18 protein-coding genes are annotated in these 20062 nt (G+C 48.8%); 9 read left to right on the top strand and 9 right to left on the bottom strand.

The window, feature by feature from the left end:
- Positions 1–33 precede the first annotated feature (33 nt).
- The 7 genes from ACYVFD_RS02560 to ACYVFD_RS02530 all read left to right on the top strand — a co-directional run bounded on the left by ACYVFD_RS02560 (position 34) and on the right by ACYVFD_RS02530 (position 9372).
- Positions 34–1362: a TolC family protein gene (locus ACYVFD_RS02560; protein WP_461088183.1), complete on the top strand. Its 1329-nt coding sequence runs from the start codon at positions 34–36 to the stop codon at positions 1360–1362.
- A 112-nt stretch (positions 1363–1474) separates the two neighbouring features.
- Positions 1475–2530 carry an efflux RND transporter periplasmic adaptor subunit gene (locus tag ACYVFD_RS02555; RefSeq protein ID WP_461088182.1) on the top strand — a complete coding sequence of 352 codons (1056 nt, stop codon included), beginning with the start codon at positions 1475–1477 and terminating at the stop codon, positions 2528–2530.
- A gap of 84 nt (positions 2531–2614) precedes the next feature.
- Entirely contained in the window at positions 2615–5746 is a 3132-nt protein-coding gene (locus tag ACYVFD_RS02550) for an efflux RND transporter permease subunit (protein WP_461088181.1), read from the top strand.
- Between the two features lie 358 nt (positions 5747–6104).
- Positions 6105–6362 carry an acyl carrier protein gene (locus ACYVFD_RS02545; RefSeq protein ID WP_461088180.1) on the top strand — a complete coding sequence of 86 codons (258 nt, stop codon included), beginning with the start codon at positions 6105–6107 and terminating at the stop codon, positions 6360–6362.
- A gap of 365 nt (positions 6363–6727) precedes the next feature.
- Positions 6728–8233: a DUF2271 domain-containing protein gene (locus tag ACYVFD_RS02540; RefSeq protein ID WP_461088179.1), complete on the top strand. Its 1506-nt coding sequence runs from the start codon at positions 6728–6730 to the stop codon at positions 8231–8233.
- Positions 8178–8861, top strand: a complete 684-nt coding sequence (locus ACYVFD_RS02535) for a PepSY-associated TM helix domain-containing protein (protein ID WP_461088178.1) — start codon at positions 8178–8180, stop codon at positions 8859–8861. Before ACYVFD_RS02540 ends, ACYVFD_RS02535 begins: the two co-directional genes overlap by 56 nt.
- Positions 8862–8934: 73 nt before the next feature.
- Positions 8935–9372: a VOC family protein gene (locus ACYVFD_RS02530; RefSeq protein WP_461088177.1), complete on the top strand. Its 438-nt coding sequence runs from the start codon at positions 8935–8937 to the stop codon at positions 9370–9372.
- A 212-nt stretch (positions 9373–9584) separates the two neighbouring features.
- Here the strand turns inward: ACYVFD_RS02530 and ACYVFD_RS02525 are convergent, their stop codons facing one another.
- The 9 genes from ACYVFD_RS02525 to ACYVFD_RS02485 form a co-directional block, all read right to left on the bottom strand.
- Positions 9585–11258, bottom strand: coding sequence for a carboxylesterase/lipase family protein (locus ACYVFD_RS02525; protein WP_461088176.1), 1674 nt, complete (start codon positions 11256–11258; stop codon positions 9585–9587).
- 140 nt (positions 11259–11398) lie between these two features.
- The gene (locus tag ACYVFD_RS02520) at positions 11399–12004 is read right to left on the bottom strand and encodes a TetR/AcrR family transcriptional regulator (RefSeq protein ID WP_461088175.1); all 606 of its coding nucleotides are present in this window, start codon (positions 12002–12004) and stop codon (positions 11399–11401) included.
- Positions 12005–12352: 348 nt separating this feature from the next.
- Positions 12353–13321 (bottom strand): MBL fold metallo-hydrolase, encoded by a 969-nt coding sequence (locus tag ACYVFD_RS02515; protein WP_461088174.1) that lies wholly within the window; start codon positions 13319–13321, stop codon positions 12353–12355.
- A gap of 150 nt (positions 13322–13471) precedes the next feature.
- Positions 13472–14719, bottom strand: a complete 1248-nt coding sequence (gene pepT / locus ACYVFD_RS02510; protein ID WP_461088173.1) for a peptidase T — start codon at positions 14717–14719, stop codon at positions 13472–13474.
- 71 nt (positions 14720–14790) lie between these two features.
- Positions 14791–15243: a GNAT family N-acetyltransferase gene (locus ACYVFD_RS02505; RefSeq protein WP_461088172.1), complete on the bottom strand. Its 453-nt coding sequence runs from the start codon at positions 15241–15243 to the stop codon at positions 14791–14793.
- A gap of 15 nt (positions 15244–15258) precedes the next feature.
- A complete protein-coding gene (locus ACYVFD_RS02500) occupies positions 15259–15732 on the bottom strand; it encodes a pyrophosphohydrolase domain-containing protein (RefSeq protein WP_461088171.1) in 474 nt (157 codons plus the stop codon).
- Between the two features lie 88 nt (positions 15733–15820).
- The gene (locus tag ACYVFD_RS02495; RefSeq protein ID WP_461088170.1) at positions 15821–16381 is read right to left on the bottom strand and encodes a hypothetical protein; all 561 of its coding nucleotides are present in this window, start codon (positions 16379–16381) and stop codon (positions 15821–15823) included.
- 65 nt (positions 16382–16446) lie between these two features.
- Complete coding sequence (locus tag ACYVFD_RS02490; RefSeq protein WP_461088169.1) at positions 16447–17613, bottom strand: M28 family metallopeptidase; 1167 nt, start codon at positions 17611–17613, stop codon at positions 16447–16449.
- Between the two features lie 36 nt (positions 17614–17649).
- On the bottom strand, positions 17650–18018 hold the full coding sequence (locus tag ACYVFD_RS02485) for a winged helix-turn-helix transcriptional regulator (RefSeq protein ID WP_461088168.1): 369 nt from the start codon (positions 18016–18018) through the stop codon (positions 17650–17652).
- Between the two features lie 308 nt (positions 18019–18326).
- Between ACYVFD_RS02485 and ACYVFD_RS02480 the strand changes: the two genes are divergently transcribed.
- Positions 18327–18974 (top strand): carbonic anhydrase, encoded by a 648-nt coding sequence (locus ACYVFD_RS02480; RefSeq protein ID WP_461088167.1) that lies wholly within the window; start codon positions 18327–18329, stop codon positions 18972–18974.
- A gap of 243 nt (positions 18975–19217) precedes the next feature.
- A complete protein-coding gene (locus tag ACYVFD_RS02475) occupies positions 19218–19988 on the top strand; it encodes a type 1 glutamine amidotransferase domain-containing protein (protein ID WP_461088166.1) in 771 nt (256 codons plus the stop codon).
- Positions 19989–20062: the final 74 nt, after the last annotated feature.

The raw sequence follows: 20062 nt of genomic DNA, 5'->3' as shown, positions 1-20062 counted from the left end.
GTCTACAGTAGACACCTCAACTTTATTGAACGTATGAAATATAAAATTGCACTGAGTTTATTTTTGCTACTGGCACAAGCTGGCTGGGCTCAGTCTACGCAAAGTTTTCGGTTGAAAGACTGTATCGATTACGGTCTACAGCATTTTGGTACGGTCCGCATTGCCCAGAATCAGGTTGAGAATGCCAATCAACAGGCTCGACAGGCATTGGGTCTGTACCTGCCTCAGGTTTCGGCGAACGGTACGTTTACGGATAACATAAAATTGCAGACAACGCTTCTACCGGCCGGATTCGCCGGACCAGAGCCCGTTCGACTTGCCCTCGGATCAAAATTCCAGACCAACGTAAATGCCCAGGCAACTCAGACCATCTACGACAAATCGCTGCTATTAGGTATCAAAGCGGCCAAGCCCAATCAGCAGTTGGCGGACCTAAATACCCGCCAAACCCGTGAGGACATTATCTATAACATCGCCAGCAATTACTATCAGGTTTTTATTGCTCAGCAACAAATAGCCCTGTTACGCGATAACCTGCAACGGACACAGCAGGTGCTGAACATCCTGAAATTGCAGCGGGATAATGGTGTCATTCAGCCTGTCGATTATACCCGAACAGAAGTCAGTTACAATAGTACACAGTCGCAGTTGACGCTGGCTGAGAATGACCTGAATCTGGCCTACAACCGACTCAAATACCAGATGGGTTTGCCGGGAGATCAGGAACTGACCCTGGCCGACTCGACCCTGTTAACGCAACTTCCGGTTATTGAACAACTGCCGTTTGAAGCCAGAAGCCTGGTCTCTTTTCAACAGGCCGAAACGAATCTGGAGCTCCAACGCCTTCAGCTTCAACGGGTAAAGGCGGGTTATATGCCGACGGTAAGTCTGGCGGCAAACTACGGATCGCTTGTGTTGGCAAACGAGTTCAGTAATTCATTTAGAAACTTTACAGGATTCGGCAGCTTTAGCCTACGGGTGAACATCCCAATTTTCGACGGCTTTCAACGTGACGCCCAGATTAAACAGCAACGCCTGACGGTACTCAATCAGGAAGAGCAGCAGCGACTGAACATTGCGGCCTATCGGCTTCAGTTCAACAACGCCCAGTCGCAGATTCAGCGGGCGCAAACGAACGTTTTGAACGGAGATCGAAACGTTAAGCTGGCTCAGGAAGTTTATAATGTCACGACACTGCAATACAAACAGGGCGTCAAATCGCTGACCGATCTGGTCAATGCGGATACCTCCTACCGGCAAGCCCAATCCGATTACATCAATTCACTCATTAATCTGTATCAGGCCCGACTCGATCTCGAGCAGTCGAAGGGCACGCTTCTTACTTTCTATAGTCAACTTTAAAATGAATAATGGATAATGTAAAATGAACAATGGATGATTGACAATGCAGACTAACTGGTTTACAGTGCATTAAACATTATACATTTTTCATTATTCATTTCCTCGATAGGTCATGAAAAAGACAACACTCATCATTATTACGTCGGCACTGGCCATCGTCGCGCTGATCGGCTTCCGACTAGCGTCGAATAAAGAGAAAATCGATGCCCAGAACAAACCGGTCGTTAACACGAATGTAGCGATTCCGGTAACGGTCAACCGGGTAGAAGAAGGGACAGTCAGTCAGCAACTCGTTAAAACCGGGAATCTGATTCCATTTCGCGAAGCAACAATTACGGCCACCACAGCCGGTAAGGTTACGCGCGTTAACTTCGATCTGGGTACGCAGGTGCGGCAGGGACAGACACTAGTTGAAATCGACAACCGGCTGAAAGAACTCTCCCTACAGGCTACTCAACTGAACATCGACAAACTGAAGAAGGATGTGAACCGCTATAACACCCTGCTGGCGGGCAACGCTACCACCGAGATTCAGGTCAACGAAACGAAATATAATTACGAGAATGCGGTGAATCAGGCCGAACAGATTCAGAAGCAGATTCAGGATGCGAACGTAAAAGCACCGATCAGCGGGCAGATTGTGCAGAAAGCCATTGAACCGGGTGTGTACATTACTGTGGGTAGCACGTTGGGCAAAGTGCTGGATGTGGCCCGATTGAAAGTAGATGTGCTGGTCAATGAGAGTGATGTCTATCAACTTCGCAAAGGGCAGGCAGTGAAAGTGACCGCCGATGTTTTCCCTGGAAAAGTATTCAATGGACAGATTTCCTACATCGCTCCGCAAGGCACCGACGAGCACAATTATCCGGTTGAAATCACCATCAGCAACGCCAATAACCTGAAAGCGGGCACGTTTGTCAATGTTGATTTCTCGCAGAAATCCAACCAGAAAGCCCTTCAGATTCCGCGCATTGCCCTGGTCGAAAGCATCAAGAATCCGTATGTGTATGTGGTAGAGAACAATGTAGTACACCAACGGAAGATCAGCATCGGCCGCGATTTTGGCGATACCATCGAAGTACTGAATGGCCTGTCGGCTGGCGACGTCGTCGTTACCACCGGCCAACTGAATCTGGGCGAAGGCAAACCTGTACAGATCACGAAATAATATAGAGTGATTGAGCGAATGAGTGATTGAGTGTTATCTAACTCGTCACTCAATCATTCATTCACTCATTCACTCAACAAGACTATGTCAATAACCGAGATAGCCATCAAACGGCCGTTACTGGTAACGACCATATTTACTGTACTGATTTTGTTCGGCTTCCTCAGCTACCAACAATTATCATACAACCTGCTACCGAAATTCGAGGCCAACGTGATTAGCGTGGCCACGACCTACCGGGGGGCCTCAGCCGACGAGGTAGAGACCAACGTAACGAAGCGAATTGAAGATGCCCTATCATCGCTCGAAGGGCTCGACCGCATGACGGCCACCTCGCAGGAAGGCGCTTCAATTGTTATTATTCAGCTTAAAAATGGCGTCGATGTGACGCTGGCCCAACAGGATGCCCAGCGAAAGATCGAACAGATTATCAACCTGTTGCCAGATGAAGTCGACCGCCCCATTCTGAATAAATTCTCGACAGATGAGATCCCGGTTTTGCGGATGGGCGTAACGGCGAATCTGTCGCCAACCAAACTGTACGATCTGATTGACGATGAGTTGAAACCACAGCTTTCCAACGTGGCTGGTGTGGGGCAGGTAAACGTGATCGGCGGTAATGAACGGCAAATTCAGGTAAACGTCAATGCCGAAAAACTTCGGGCCTACGGGGTTTCGATCGGTCAGGTTTCGCAGGCCATCAACGCGGCAAACACCAGCTATCCGGCGGGTCAGTTGGAGACGCGGCAGTCGCAGTATTCGATCCGGTTCGATGCGTCGGTTGAAACCGTCAACCGGCTTCGGAGTCTGGTGATTGCCCGCCGGACGGATGGCAGCGAGGTTCAGTTAAACAATATCGCCGAAGTGGTCGATGCGGTGGCGAAACCAACGGCCATCAACCACATCAACGGTCTGCCCTCTATTGGCGTCCAGATTCAGAAGCAGTCGGATGCTAACGCCGTATCGGTGAGTGAACTGGTTCGGGCGCGGATCGCGCTGCTCGAAAAGCAGCACAGTGATGTGAAACTGAAATTCAACATTGCTTCCGACCAATCGACTTACACGCTGGCATCGGCCCACGCCGTTGTCGACGACCTTTTCCTGGCCGTATTGATCGTGTCTGTTGTGATGCTGATGTTTCTGCACAGTTTCCGTTCGTCGCTGTTCGTGCTGGTGGCTTTGCCATCGTCCATGATTCCGACGTTCATTCTGATGTACGTATCGGGTTTCTCGCTGAACCTGATGACACTGATGGCCCTCTCGCTGGTGGTTGGTATCCTGGTCGATGACTCGATTGTGGTACTTGAAAACATCAACCGGCACCTCGAAATGGGTAAAGATCGGGTTAAGGCATCGCTGGAAGGCAGGAACGAAATCGGCTTTACGGCGCTGGCTATTACACTGGTCGACGTGGTAGTATTCGTGCCACTGGCGATGACCGGCGGGCTGATCGGGAATATCCTGCGTGAGTTTTCGCTGGTGGTTGTGTTCTCGACCCTGATGAGTCTGGTCGTATCCTTTACCCTGACGCCATTGCTGGTATCGCGGTTTGGGAAACACGAGCCACTAAACCCCAACTCCCTGTGGGGACGGTTAAACCTGGGTTTCGAAAATTTCCTGACCCGTATTACCAATGCCTATGGACGTATTCTGGAATCGGTACTGGGTCATAAACGCTGGATTTTTCTGGCGGTTATTGTCCTGCTGATGGGTTCGATTGCCTTAGTGCCCGCCGGTTTTATTGGGGCTGCTTTCATGCCACAAAGCGATCAGGGCGAGATGAGCGTTCAGTTGGAGTTAGCGCCGACGGCATCCATTTATCAGACGAATTCGGTGTCGCAACGAGCCGAGCAACTTATTCTGAAGCACCCCGAAGTAACGAACGTGTTCACCAACGTCGGCTATACGAGCAGCGGAATTGCTACCTCTTCCAACAGCAATATCGTCGATCTGAACGTGAAGCTGATTGACAAAAAGCAACGGACCGTTTCGACCGATGATTTCGGGCAGATTCTGAAACGGGAAGTTAGCCAGATTCCGGGGGTTAAAGTAACAGTCAGTCCGGTAGGTATCGTAGGCGCTTCACAAGCACCGATTCAAATTGCCGTTAAAGGTACCAGCCTTACCAGCATTCGGCAGGCAGCAGCTCAGGTAAAAAATGTAGTGGCATCGATTCCAGGTACGCAGGACGTCAAATTCTCGGTAAAAGACCCGAAACCAGAAGTTACCGTGAGCCTCGACCGGGAGAAAATGGCGCAGTTGGGCATCAGTGCTTCGGATGTGGGTATTGCCTTGCAAAATGCGTTCCGGGGTAACGACCTGTCGAAGTTCAAGCAGAACGGTAATGAATACGATATTCTGATTAGCCTGGACCGTTTCGACCGTACCAATCCGCAAGATGTCAGTCGTCTAACCTTCGTCAATAATCAGGGTCGAACCTTCGAGCTATCGCAGTTCGCCCGCGTACAGGAACAAACGGGCGAGAGCGTACTGGAGCGGATCGACCGGCTGTCTTCGATTACAGTTAATTCGCAGGTGGTTGGCCGTCCGGTGGGTACAGTAGGGGCTGATATTCAGGCAAAGATGGCGCAAGTCAAACTGCCCGAAGGTGTTAGCGTTCAGTATCTGGGGCAGTTACAGCAGCAATCCGATGCGTTCGGCAGTCTGGGGCTGGCCCTGATGATCGCCATTCTGTTGGTGTACTTCATCATGGTGGCGCTCTACGAAAGTGTGGTGTACCCATTCGTGGTATTGTTCTCTATTCCTGTTGCTCTGATTGGTGCACTGTTGGCGCTGGCCCTATCGATGCAAAGCCTGACAGTGTTCTCCATTGTGGGTATGATCATGCTATTGGGTCTGGTAGCCAAGAACGCCATCCTTATTGTCGACTTTGCCAATCAGCTTAAAGCCGAAGGGCATGACGTGATTCATGCGCTGATCGAAGCCGGTAAAGAACGATTACGACCCATTCTGATGACCACGCTTGCCATGGTGCTCGGTATGTTGCCGATCGCGCTGGCGAGTGGTGCTGGTGCCGAAACCAAAAACGGTATGGCTTGGGTAATCATCGGTGGTCTGACGTCTTCCCTCCTGCTTACGCTTCTGGTAGTCCCCTCGGTATACCTGGTCGTTGACCGGTTAGTTGCCCGATTCTCCAAAAAGAAGGTAACGCCCAAAAAACCACAGGAGCTTGAAGTCGCCAAAGCAATTAGTTAATTGTAAAATCAAAGCGCAGGTAGAAGCCTGCGCTTTGATTTTACAAGCCAGACATAGGTCGTTTAAAAACACGCCCTTGGTTCATAGCTCATTAAAATTAGTTTAAAGTGTCCGATTGTGACAGATATGTCTCGATCTAAATGCAACAAGACTAACGGCTGATGCGTATTAGAAAAGACAACAATCAGCGTCTCCGATTTCAAAAAATACTCCGCACCCTTACTCGGTCTGGCGCGACCTCACTGACGAATAGGACGGTAATTGATTAGGGAAATAATGCACAATGAATAATAGGTTGATCAACCCATTATTCATTGTGCATTACCCATTATGCATTATTCTAACAAATTCACTATTTATGAACACTTACGAACGTGCTTTTCAGAAACTCCAGCAGTTTTTATCACGAACTTTTACCTTACCTTATTCCACCATTGCCGCCTATCAACAGCTACAAGGCACACTCGGCCTGAGCGAATGGGAGTTTACCGAAGCGGTTGTGGTGCTGGAAACACATTTTGGTGTCGTACTACCCGATGAAGTACTTACCCCCAGACTCACCGTTGGCGAATTGTGTACGCTGGTTAGTCAGCAGGCAAGTCCACTTAACCGATAAATATCTATGTAAAGTGAATTTTCTGTCATTCCGACGAAGGAGGAATCTTCGGATAAGTTGATTTCTTCTGCCTCACCCGAAGATTCCTCCTGCGTCGGAATGACAGAAAAATGCCAAACACTTAAAGTACAGTGTAATAAATATCTGTGCAAAACTTCGTCTAAACAGCTACGAGACAACGCTCCTGGAAAACATTCGCCGGGTAAAACCAGCGATTCAACCGATCTGATTGGGCATTCAGGTCGGTTGTTTTTTTGATTCTGTCTAGCTGGCAATAACTTTCCAGGCAGTAACGTATAGATTAACATTAGCTGATCTAATTACTACCAACCCACAAAATGAACTCACTTATCTTGTCCTGAATCATGAATACAATCTCACTATTAGGTCTTGCTCCAGTGCTGGCCAGCTTGCCCGGATCAGCAACCAGTGGTCTGTTTATCAACCATCTGGAAAACGTCCTCGGCACATCGTTTGACCTTAAACTCGCTGCCAATTCGCTGGCCGCAGCCCGACAGGCCGAGCGTTTACTACTGAACGAAATAGATCGCCTTAGCGCCGTATTGAGTGGATACCAGACCGAGAGTGAGTTTAGTCAGTGGCTGGCTGCGCCCAAGAACGAGCCGATTTTGGTGTCCGATGATTTGTTTGCTGTACTTAGTGGATTCGATCATTGGCAAACAAAAACGTCCGGTGCTATCAATGCAGCCGCAGAGCATCTCGGTCAGTTATGGGCACAAGCCGCCAAACAACAAACTTCCCCTACCGAAGCGGATCGGCAAAATGCCGTTGAACTGGTCAATCAAACACACTGGCTGCTCGATGCCAACCAGAAAACCGCTACCCGGTTAACGCAGGTGCCGCTTCGCCTGAACACGTTCACCAAAAGCTACGTGCTGGACCGAGCCGCCAACGTTGCGCTCAAGATACCGGGTATAGATGGCCTGGTACTGAATAGTGGGGGCGATATTGTTGTTCGGGGAAATTGGCAGGAACTCGTTTCGGTAGCTAACCCTCGTGCCGATGCCGAAAACGCGGCTCCATTAACGCGGCTTCAGGTAAAAAATAGTGCCATAGCCACCAGTGGCGACTATCGGCGAGGTTACCAGATCGGCAACGATTGGGTGTCGCACATCATGGACTCACGCACGGGCTTACCTGCCCAGGAGGTTATCAGCGCAACGGTACTGCATCCCGATGCGGTTACGGCTGGTGCACTGGCAACGGCCTTTAACGTTCTGTCTCCATCCGAAAGGGATGCACTTGCTTCCCAATTACCCGGCACAGAGTACCTGCTGGTCACTCGCGATGGGCAAACGATTAAAAGTGCGAACTGGCCGACTGCCTCTTTGCCAGAACCACCACAGGGTGCTGTTGAATCATCAACGACCGCTCATCTGATCTCACTAGCTGTTAAAGATAAACTGTGGAATCCCAATCAGGAGTTACAGATAACGCTGGAGCTGGCCCGAATTGAAGGGCGTTCGCACCGGCCGTTCGTGGCAGTATGGGTTGAGGACGAAGCAGGAAAGCCCGTTCGGCAACTGGCTCTGTGGTACAACAAACCTCGCTGGCTGCACGACCTGCGCGAATGGTATACCCTGCAAACCGACAAAGCTGCTTCTGTGACCAGTGCCACTCGTTCACCGGGCGAATACACACTCGTTTGGGACGGGAAGGATGATGATGGGCAGTACGTAAAGCAGGGCAAATACACCGTTCTAATTGAAGCAGCCCGCGAGCATGGCACGTACCAACTGATTCGTCAGACGATGGATTTTAATGGAAAAGTCAAACAGCAACCCCTACCTGGCAATGTCGAAATCTCAGCAGCCGCCCTGGATTACCGCGAAAAAACACCAACTCGCTAGTGGCCACTCCGTGCGGCCTCAGCCAGCCGCAAAGTCGCAGGGCGGCATTCGCTGGGCAGGGGTAGCTCGCTGGCTTCATCTGTACCTTTCGGTCGTGAGTTTCGTATTGGTACTCTTTTTTGCCGTAACGGGGCTGACGCTTAACCATGCCGACTGGTTCGATGATGCGACTCAGACAACAGAGTTGAAAGGTAAAGTAAATTCCTCGTGGGTAGCCGGTACCGATACCGCTGCCGTCAATAAGTTAGCGATTGTTGAATATTTGCGGGCTACGCACCAGCTTAAAGGAAGCGTCAGTGAATTTCGGATCGACGACCGCGAGTGTTCCCTTTCATTTCATGGACCGGGTTACTCCGCCGATGCGTTTGTCAAACGTCCAGACGGAACCTACCAGATTACGGAAACTAAGATGGGGTTGATGGCCGTACTCAACGACCTGCATAAAGGCCGGGATACAGGCCGTGGTTGGGCGTGGGTAATCGACATTGCGGCCGTATTCATGACGCTGGTTTCGATAACAGGCTTAGCCTTGTTATTGGTTCTGAAAAAACGGCGGGTAAGTGGATTAGGCTGGTTGGTTATTGGAGCTGTTGGCACTGGATTGGCCTACTGGCTACTGGTTGTTTAGCCGTCTGTTGGCTACGGAGTACTTAATCGGTAATATTGCTGCCAGTTTAGACTATTCCATCTTTAATCCAACAATGTCACAAGCAGCAACACAACTTAACCCGTATCTTTTCTTTGGTGGAAATTGCCGGGAAGCCATGGAGTTTTACAAAAGCGTTTTTGGTGGCGAATTGACCATTTCTACGTTTGGTGAAGGACCAGCCGATGCGCATCAGGACCCCAAAGCCAATAGTGAGGAAACAAAGGAAAAAATCATGCATGCCCGACTCAATGGCGACGTTGTGCTTCTAGCCAGTGATGATCCTAACAGTGACGAGCCCAAAAATATAAGCCAGATCAGTCTGTCGCTCGAAGGTTCCGACGAAGCTCGGTTAAGCGGCTATTTCGAAAAGCTTTCTCAAAACGGCCAAATCCTTGCCCCACTCGGCAAACAATTTTGGGGTGATATATTCGGAATGCTGACCGATCAATTTGGTATCAACTGGATGATCAGTATTACTTCTGTAAGCTAGTTTTCTCCTGGTTATTTATCTTTAACTTCCCGAAAGCCCTAAAACTTTCGGGAAGTTAAGCGAATTCTGTTGCTCGCTGCTCGTCCACGATTGTATCACTGATACCTGAGATTCGCGTCTGTGACGCTATAAGCAAAACCCTATTAGGCGTCGCAGACGTGGGTCTCGAGCATCCGCGATGCAATCGCGGACGAGCAGCGAATTAGTTAATGCTACACCAGTGCTTTTCGGGCATCACGGTCGGGATCGTTGGCAAGCGCTGGCGCATCGTCCAGAATCATGGTTTCGCCATTCTGGGTTGTGTAGGGCTTCCAGTTTGGTAAGCCTCCACCGTTTGGATTGCCGGTTTTCATGAAATTAAGAAACGAACCCGCCATCTTTTCCGACAAGGCACGAGGGCGTTTGCCGCCCCCCGTGTGGGTTAGCATCAGGTCGGTGTTGTAAAACCAGAAACAGATGTCGTCGCAGTGGAAAGCCCGCATCCGCCCATCGAACAGTGGAGGTTGCCAGCCAAACCAAGCCACGTATACCGGTGCTTTGTGCTGCGCAACTTTGGCATCGGCAGTAGCCACGGCATTCTTTCGGTTAGAGACAATCAGCGCCCACAGTTCGATTGGACGAGCTTTCGGGAAGTTTTTGGCATACGCATCAACAATATCACCCGACTTATCGCCAAAGCGTGGTTTGAGTTTCTCTTTCACTTCAGTCAATGAAATACTTTCCAGCGACGCATCGGTCCGGTTAGGGTTCATTTCATGGAAGGTTGTACAGATCATCAGCGGAATATCAGCCGAGAAATGATTCGGATCGCTGAAGAATGCGGTTCCGTTCAAGTATTCGCCGTCGCCGACTGGAGCGTATCCTCCTCGCTGAATACCCATTCTCTTCGCTTCTTCGGCCATTTTCTCTACGGCTCGATTCGCAATATCAATGTATTGCCGCCAGGGAATCTGCTGAAGTTTGTCAATTTCGCCGGGTTTCAGGCCTGCTTCTTCCATCACCTTCTGACCCAGTTTTTCGGCATATTCTTTATTAACGCCCGCTAGTGAGCTTCCGCTTAAGCAAACCGCCTTATGAAATAGTCCTTTGGCCGATGGCATATTCATCAACGTAGTTACTTTGGCTCCCCCACCCGACTGCCCAATGATCGTTACATTGTTGGGATCGCCCCCGAAATTGGCGATGTTGTTTTTGACCCATTCCAGCGCGGCTACCATATCCAGATTGCCTACGTTGCCGGAAGCGGCATACGATCCGGCGTCCCGGCCACCAGCTGCTTTTAGGTCGGTGTACCCCAGCGCACCAAGGCGGTGATTGATGGAACAGAAAACGACATTCCCCAGTCGAGAAAGATTTTCTCCATGATACCCGTCCTGCTCGATAGCATTACCATTGACGAATCCACCTCCGTGAAGCCAGACCACTACCGGACGTTTTTGCTTATCGACAGCGGGCGTCCAGACATTCAGCTTCAGACAGTCTTCCGATACATCGTCGTAATTCCAGTGGTCAACAAAGGATGCGTATGGATTGGCATACCGTTTTTCCATGATCTGGGGAGCCGAATTGCCCCACCAGATAGCCGGACGAACATCGGTCCAGGGTGTGGGTTTCTGAGGAGGCATAAATCGATTCTTACCAGACGTATCGGCCCCATACGGAATGCCTAAAAACTGATGGATACCTCGGAGAATGAACCCTCTGACTTTGCCATATTCAGTGTTGGCAACCGCAATGTTGTCGCCCACAAATAAAATTTGATCGTCACCGGCTGGCTTTGTTACTTTAGGGCGATTCGGGCCAGCAGCTTCCGATGGGTACGATACGCCTAATCCCGCTACGCCTACTCCCAGTGATTGTAAAAAATTGCGTCTTGAAGCTTTCATTGTTGACTATTTATGGAGGTTAAAGAAGGTCAACCACCCGACTATCGGCAACGCATAGCAACTCGCCGATAGACAGGCTTATTGTCAAAAAGACATAATGAAGCTTTTTTACTGCAATGAATTTGGTTTGTTTCTGAATTTCAGCGAATTATTTCAAGCCCATAGGCCCACCCAGTTGCGAAGTTGTTTTTGACCGTTTCATACAGGTCCATTCCCTTTGCCGTCAGTAATCCACGAACGAAGTGATGCTTGATGGCTTCATCGGACGTATCGTATGGCGTTTCGCGCTGACTTTGGTCGGCCCATAACCAGGCAATTACCGGCTGGTCTAAGTCGGCTCGGTAAATACCCTGTTCGATGCCGTGCTGGAGATTACTGACCAGAATTGTAGTGATGTATTCGCCCCGGAATGTCTGAAAGAAATTCCACACAGCCGGATAGTGGCGCTCAATATCGCGAAACAGATTGGGGTTAATCGTACGTCGGTAGTTTATCAGCCGGTCCCAGATCAGTAGGGCGCCTACAATTGGATTGTCTACCTGCGCCTGAATGGCGCTGGCTTTCTGTAAATTTTCATTCAACTGAGCTTCCAGCATCAACCTGACCAATTCTTCTTTACTTTCAAAATACTGATAAACGGTTTTCTTCGAAATTCCCAATTCCTGGGCAATATCTTCCAGCCTGACGGTTCGTACGCCCAACTGATTGAACAGATGCCGGGCTTCAGCGACAATTCGTTCCTTCATGCCCGCTGGCAGTTTACACATATGGGCGAAATAAGTGGTCAGTATATCGTTTTTCCTCGAAAATAACATTGAGCAGAATTGGCTATATACTCAAGCGAAAATAGTGTAGTGTATGCTGCAAAGACGTTTCTGTCATCCCGACGCAGGAGGGATTTTCGGAGACGTCATAAAAGATAATCTCCGAAGATCCCTCCTGCGTCGGGATGACAGAAAATAACCTAATGTATTCCCAAGCGCCTACTTATGAACGTAAAACGGATGTCTTGAAGCTAATACTGACTACAAGCTACAAGACATCCGGCTAATTTTCAATACAGACAAAATCGCTTCGGGGGATATACCCTATCCTCAGCGATTACGTCGAATGGCCCAGATCATATAGAATACAAGCCCGGCAACCAGGCCCAGGCCCAACCCACGCGCAACGTGAAACGAAACAGGTGTGGGCATGTCGACAACTCCGTTTTCATCGGTGATGGCAGCCTGTTTAACATAGCGCCCACCCGACGATGGAATCGAGCGGGATTCAAATTCGTGCGCCAATCGATTGAGACCCAATTCCAGATCAAGCCCACGTACCGATACACCATGCCCCGTTCCAGCAGCTAAAGGATTGAGATTATTCAACTTAATCACCGATTGCTTGGCCGCTTCCCAGTCGCAGGTAAAATAAGCCGGTGGTCCGTGAAATTCCTCCCGTTGGGTAGCAACCGCCGTAATAGCGTTCTGGTTGGTGGTCACGAAGGCATCGCCCGCAATGAGCGTCCGGTCTTTGTCGCGGAATAGGGAGATATGACCCGGTGCGTGCCCAGGTGTATGAATAGCACGCCAGTCGGGCAACTCAGGAATCGAGCCATTTTCGGCAATTGGCTGAATAGCATCACCAAAATCCATTGGACCGATTGGAAAGATCCACGACATGTAGGACATACCGCCCCCGCCAATAGCCGGATCAGGTGGTGGGTAGCTCGACTTACCCGTCAAGTATGGGATTTCCAGCCGATGTGCGTAAACAGGTACGTCCCAATCTTTCAGTAACGCTTTCAACGAACCTGTATGGTCGGCATGTCCGTGCGTTAATACAATCGCCTGGGGCTTATTATCAGGACCAAATAACTCTTCAGCCCGACTTTTTATTGATCCGGCATAGCCCATCAGACCGGCATCGACCAGCACCCAGGGATTTCCTTGTCCCGGCTCGCCAATGAAGAATACATTGACAAACAAGGTTTTCAAGCCCGCTACATCGGCGGTTACATCATAAGGATTATTAGCGCCGATATTGATCGGCTCATCCAATTCAAGTTCGCTTTCCATATCCGTGAAGTTTACGAAAACGGTCAGGCCAGCTCCTTTATCGATTCAATCAATTATAAAAGAATCAAGGTACGAACTGGCCTGACCGTTTCACTGCTCAACCTACAGACATGATGGATTGTTCAGCAAACCCGGCAAATGGTCTGCATACTAGCTGCGCTCTTCCCAAACCTGGGCGACATTCACGATAACTTCAACCGCTTTTTGCATATCCTGAACCGATACCCATTCCAGCCGCGAATGAAAAGCGTGTTCCCCGGCAAAGATATTAGGACAAGGCAAGCCCATAAACGATAGTCTTGAACCGTCGGTGCCGCCCCGGATACTGCGCCGTTCGGCCGACAATCCAGACCGTCGAATAGCCTCCAGTGCATTATCAACTACGGCCGGGTGCTGATCCAGTACATTTTTCATGTTGCGATACTGCTCCTTGACAACGAATTGTGCCGATGAGCCGGGATAATTTTTCAGCACGTCATTCAGCCTATTTTGCAGATAGAGTTCTTTCTCCTGCAAACCCACCTCCGTAAAATCACGAATGATAAATTCCAGCACGGTCTGATCCTGATTACCCTCCAGGCGGTTGGGGTGAACGAAACCCGCTTTATCCTCGGTAGTTTCGGGCGAGAGGGCATTTTTAGGCAGCGTAGCCAGCAGGTCAGCCGCTATTTTCAGGGCATTTTCGAGCTTACCTTTGGCAAAACCCGGATGCGTACTGACGCCCTGAATAGTAATTTTTACCGCATCGGCCGAGAAGGTTTCATCTTCGAGCGTACCCAAGGCTTCTCCATCGATGGTATAGCCAAAATCGGCGCCCAGTTTCTCAATATCTACTTTTTCAGTGCCCCGACCCACCTCTTCATCGGGCGTAAACAACAGACGAATACGCCCATGTTTTACCTCTGGGTGTGTAAGCAGGTAATGAGCCGCATCCATAATTTCGGCCACCCCCGCTTTATTATCGGCACCGAGCAGGGTAGTTCCACTGGCCGTAATAATATCGTTGCCAATCTGGTGCTGAAGATCAGGATGATCGGCCACCCGAATTACCTGATTCGGATCATCGGGCAGGGCAATATCAGCCCCATTCCAGTTAGCATGAATAATTGGTTTTACCCCCTCCCCTGTCACATCTGGCGATGTATCGACGTGCGAGCAGAAGCAGATGGTTGGAACGGTCGTTTTATCCGTATTGGCCGGAATAGTTGCGTAAACATAGCCCCACTCATCCAGTTCGGCATCAGGAATGCCCATCTGGTGCAATTCGTCGACCAATAGCCGACTTAAATCCTTTTGTTTAGCGGTACTCGGGTTGGCCGTTGATTGCGGGTCTGATTGGGTATCGATCTGGACATAGCGCAGAAAACGCTCGATAGCCGTAAATTGGTAATCTTTCATACGCTCACATGTAACAATGAACTCTGTGGTGTCAATAGAATTCCTGGGCAATGATTTACTCTACGTTTTTCTTAAAGGTGCAGTTTCATCCCTTCATGTGAGGCTTTGAAACCTAGTTTTTCATAAAATCGAAGGGCATCGGGTCGTTGCTTATCGGTTGTCAATTGTATAATGTGAGCCTTTCGTAATCTGGCCCGTTCAATTGCCCACTCAATCATTTTCTGGCCAACGCCCTCACCTCGCGTATCCTCCCGAACCCGAACGGCTTCAATCTGAGCCCGAATACCTCCCCGATACGTTAAATATTGAATAAAACTCAGCTGAAGGGTGCCCACTAGTTCCTGCTGCTCATTTTCGGCAACAATTAACTCCTGGTTTGGGTCGGCGTTGATATTGTCAAAGGCAGAAAAATAAGCCTCCGGTAATGGATCAGCATAATTTTCGCGCAATTGACCCAGCTTGTCATTTGCCAATAACTGCACTATGATCGGCACATCCTGCCGGGTCGCTTTTCTGAAAACCATCGGTATGCTCGTTTCTTAGGCGGGTTCACTCAACACACCTTCCAGATCGGCCGGCGAGTAATTGACACTTTTCAGCGTTTTGTGATCGGCATCGCGATAAACCAGAAACTTACCGTCCGACTCGATAAAATGACAAGGTACGCCTTTCGCCTGATACTCAGCAACAGTTGCTTCTGCTTCCGCAACGGTCAGACAGGCTTTGCTCATGTTTGAGCGCTGTACCTCGTCAAATAACGCTTTGAATTTGTGGCCCAGTCCGAATTCCAACACTGCTCCCGACAAAACATATTGCAAATCACAAAGGGCATCGGCCACAGCAACAATATCACCATCAGCAATGGCTTCGCGCAGTTCGTCAAGTTCTTCGGCCAGCAGGGACACCCGCAGTTGACAGCGGGCTTCAGATGGGATTTGTGGGGATTCTAAAATAGGAGCATGAAAGGTACGGTGAAATTCCGCCACCTGATTAAGCGAGTCGGGTTGTTGCATATGTCAATGATAGAATGAGTGAATGATCGAATGATTGAATAGCTGACGCAAAACCTATTCAATCATTCGATCATTCACTCATTCAAAATTAATTTTCGTCTTCACTCGTGAAGGAATAGAGGATTGTGTCTAAGGAAAGCTTGTTGGCGTTGAAGTCACGGACGAAGGTTTCGATAATATCGTCGGTGATTTCTTCCACGTTCAGGCACACGTCCAGGGCAATACCATAATCGGATTGCATATCAACTTCTACATGCTCCTGAACTTTTACCGTTTCGGTTTCTTCAATCTCGTCGATGATCTCGGTCAGCGCGGTTTCGGCTTCCTCTTCCAGATCGGGGGAGATTTTATAATTAGGTTTCCGATCTTCAGGTGGCACGTATTCAGGATAGGTTTTACGTACCTGCTCTACGGCCATTTCGTACACTAAACTACTGTGGTGTAACCGCAGTGTATAAACCAGCGTGTCGAAGATCACTTCTTCGCCCTGGTATTTGCCCGGAAACTGAATGTGTACGCATTCGCCTTCATCCAGTGTATCCAGATCGTCGTCTTCGACGTAAACGAACGATTTGCCTTCCTTCCGACATTCCTCTTTGAGGGCGCTGATTTCTTCAGGGTCGTACCCTTCGTTTTTGTAGTTTGCCATGGGACAAAGCTAATGGATAATGAATAATGAACAATGTAAAATGGATAATGCACCCCTTCTCTCCATTACTCATTATTCATTATCCATTTTATCACAACGGCTTCGGCAAAATCAATTGCATCATGGATTGGGTTGGTTTCAACGTGTTCGAGGGTATCGACCGATTGATGAATGCGCGGCATTCGGCCTTGATTATCTAAGGCGCATAATGCCAGTACTGGAATCTTACTCCGCACAAACCAGACACTGTCGAAATCGGCGGTATGCCAGCGTCCAACCTGCGCCCGTTCGCGAAAACGGTCTGTCGAAAGTAGTTGCCTGGCCAATTGGGTCCCCCTGTTGTCGTACCGAATCCGGTCGATTGTACCCGTTTGCTCAATAACCGTTAGTTTTCCAGCACCAAGCGTATCAAAATTAATGGCTAAGGTTTGACTACGATTCCAGTCTCTTTTATGAGCTTCTACATAGTAATAGGCTCCGATCATACCCACTTCTTCGGCACTGGTCAGGACCACCTCAATGTCCAGATTAGGCAGCCCCATTTCCCGTAACCGCTCGGCTGTTGATAAGGCAGCTACTACTCCGGTTGCATTGTCGCTGGCTCCGTTCGTGTAGCCTTTGAGCCAGTATCCAATCGTTCCGGTAATGGCCTGCACAGCAAAATATGCCATCAGTCCATAACGAACATACATGGTATAAGGTGATCCTACTTTTAATGCTTCGAGGGCCGCAATACCCACTGAAAAGCCCATCAGCCAAAGTGAAATTATCAACGATACCCGAAAATTGGCCTGTTGTTTTGGGCTATATAACAGCGAAACCGGAGCGGTGTCGTAATGCGCCATCAGAATCACTTTCTGGCGATTCTCATCAGCTACACTGGCTGGCCAATGCCCAATCACATTACAGGCAGTATGTTGTATAGGAAATTTTGTGATGAAGGAATAGTGCCAGTTGAAATACCGCCAGGCCATTACGGTGAAGTATAAAACTAATCCAACCGCAACGCCCGAAACGGGGATTAAGGCCAGGCTGACCAGCAATCCGCCAATCAACCAATACACGATGGTTACGTAAGTCCGAGGGGTTTGAAATGACTCTGTACGGACTTCCGCGCCCATATCGGTCAGATACGACCGGAGCAGACGAGCGGCTTCGGCCCCCTGTGGCGTAGCCGCTCCCCGATGAGGCAGTCGGCATAGGTCGTTCAGAAGAGTTAATGCAGAATTCACCAGGTTTAGTCAGGCAGAATGGAATACTAGTACAAATTACGCATGCTTTTTAAACACGACATCAGGGTCGATGTTGGCTTCGCGCATAAGATCCATACCATATTGCCGGATGGTTTCAATAATCGGAATAGCCCGTTTGCCCTTTTCGGTCAGCGTATACTCCACCTTTGGCGGCACCACCGGATAAACAGTCCGAATCACAAAACCGTCGGCTTCGAGCTCCCGTAGTTGGGTTGAAAGCATTTTATGGGAAATATGCGGCAAATACTTTTTCAGTTCACTATAACGCATCACCTGCTTATTCAATCGCCACAGAATGGGCATTTTCCAGGTGCCGCCAATTTGATGCATGGCATATTCGACAGGATTGTAGAAAATGCGGCCTTTATCAAGAAAGTCTGGCATTTTGTAAGCAATAATTAAAGCCAAGGGTCACAAAGTACGTACTTAAATAGAAAATAGCAGCATACTCATCTTTTCTACAGCTAAAGTCAAAATAGGTGTGGCTTTCTCAGCACAAGTTAGCTTAATCCAGCGGCATCAGCTGCCAGTCCGCAAAACATACATAAATTGACTCGTCAGTCCGGACGAGATTAAAAACTGATTAAAAAAACTAATGTAAGAGTTTGGTAAAAACCGCTATCTTCACCCCTCAATTCACTAGTTCAATAAGAACCAAGACAACTCATCAGTCACAATTTTTTACTTTAGTTATGACAAGCTACGAGCAGATTTTTGAGAATAACAAGCAATGGATTGCTGAAAAAACTCGTACCGACAGCGATTTTTTTAAAAAACTGTCCCAAAACCAACAACCTGACTATCTGTACATTGGCTGCTCCGACAGTCGGGTAACGGCCGAAGATATGATGGGTATCCAGCCGGGCGAAGCCTTTGTCCATCGAAATGTGGCTAATCTGGTCAACAATACCGACCTGAATGTAATGGCCGTCATCAATTACGCCGTTCGGCACCTGAAAGTAAAGCACATCATTGTGTGCGGTCATTATAACTGCGGTGGCGTAAAAGCTGCGATGCAACCTAAAGACATGGGCCTTCTAAACCCGTGGCTACGCAACATCCGGGATGTGTACCGCGGTCATCAGGCTGAACTGGATCAAATTACTGATGAACAGGCTCGTTACGACCGGCTGGTTGAACTGAACGTACAGGAACAGTGTGTGAACATTATTAAAACGGCCGCCGTACAGCTTGCTTATACAGAATCAGGTTATCCAGAAGTTCATGGCTGGGTATTCGACCTCCGATCTGGCCACATCAAAGACCTTCAGCTGGATTTCCCATCCATTCTTCATGATATTCAAAAAATCTATAATCTGACCGACAAACCGTTGTTTTAGGTTTATTATTCAGTAGCTGTTTAGCAAACTGCTCCCTATAATCGACATCAGAGCAGCGCAATTTTGACACAGTAGCCCCCGGCATTTATGCATAAATGCCGGGGGCCTATTTTTTATATGCTGATTATCAATAACTCTCTAAAAAGATAGTATCACACTAAAAAGTATATATATAGACTTGACGGCTATAAGCTATCACATTTGTATCAAACATGTATAAAAAACCAAATTGATACAAATACCATGAGCTTAAAAGACCCGAATCTTGTAAGTCCGAAGCATCCTAAACGTATTGCCATTGTGATTGCCAACCCTGCTGTTTCGACCACGACCAACTGGCCGGTCGGTTTCTGGTGGAGCGAGTTGACGCATCCCTATTATGAATTCACCGAAAAAGGCTATGAGGTCGAAATCTTCAGTCCAAACGGGGGTAAGTGTGAAGCTGATGCCATGAGCGACCCCAACGATGAGAGCGGCTATTCTTCGACGGACCTCATTTCGCAGGGCTTTATCCATACCGAAAAATTACGCACCCTGGTCGATAATACAAAACCGGTATCGGAGCTGGACGTTGATGCCTTCGATGCTATTGTGGTAGCGGGTGGTCAGGCTCCCATGTTCTCATTTGAAAACGCGACAGCCCTTCAGCAAAAGTTTGTACAGTTTTATGAAGCTGGCAAAGTCACCTCGGCGCTTTGTCATGGTACCGCTATTCTGCGCTACGCCAAACTTTCGAATGGTGAGTACCTGGCAAAAGGAAAAACTGTAACGGGCTTTGCCAATGTTGAAGAAGATTTTGCCGATAACGCCGTCTGGGAATATGGCCTGCTTTCCCGCGATAAACACGTGATGCCCTGGCGCATAGAAGATGAGCTTAAAAAGCTGGGCGCCAACTACGTGCAGGCAGGTTTGTGGCGTGGGTTTGCCATCCGCGATGGTAACCTCATTACCGGTCAGCAGAATTTTTCGGGTGCTGAAACGGCAAAAGCAATAATCGAAGCACTGGGCGAATAACTATGAAAGCTGTTAGGCATCAAGCCCAATCACCACCAGCTTGATTGTCAGACAATTGCATTTTTCAATGTAAA

The organism is Spirosoma gilvum (genome assembly GCF_054776815.1).
The sequence above is the reverse complement of the archived record's forward strand: the minus strand, read 5'-3'. Positions and strand labels throughout refer to the sequence as shown.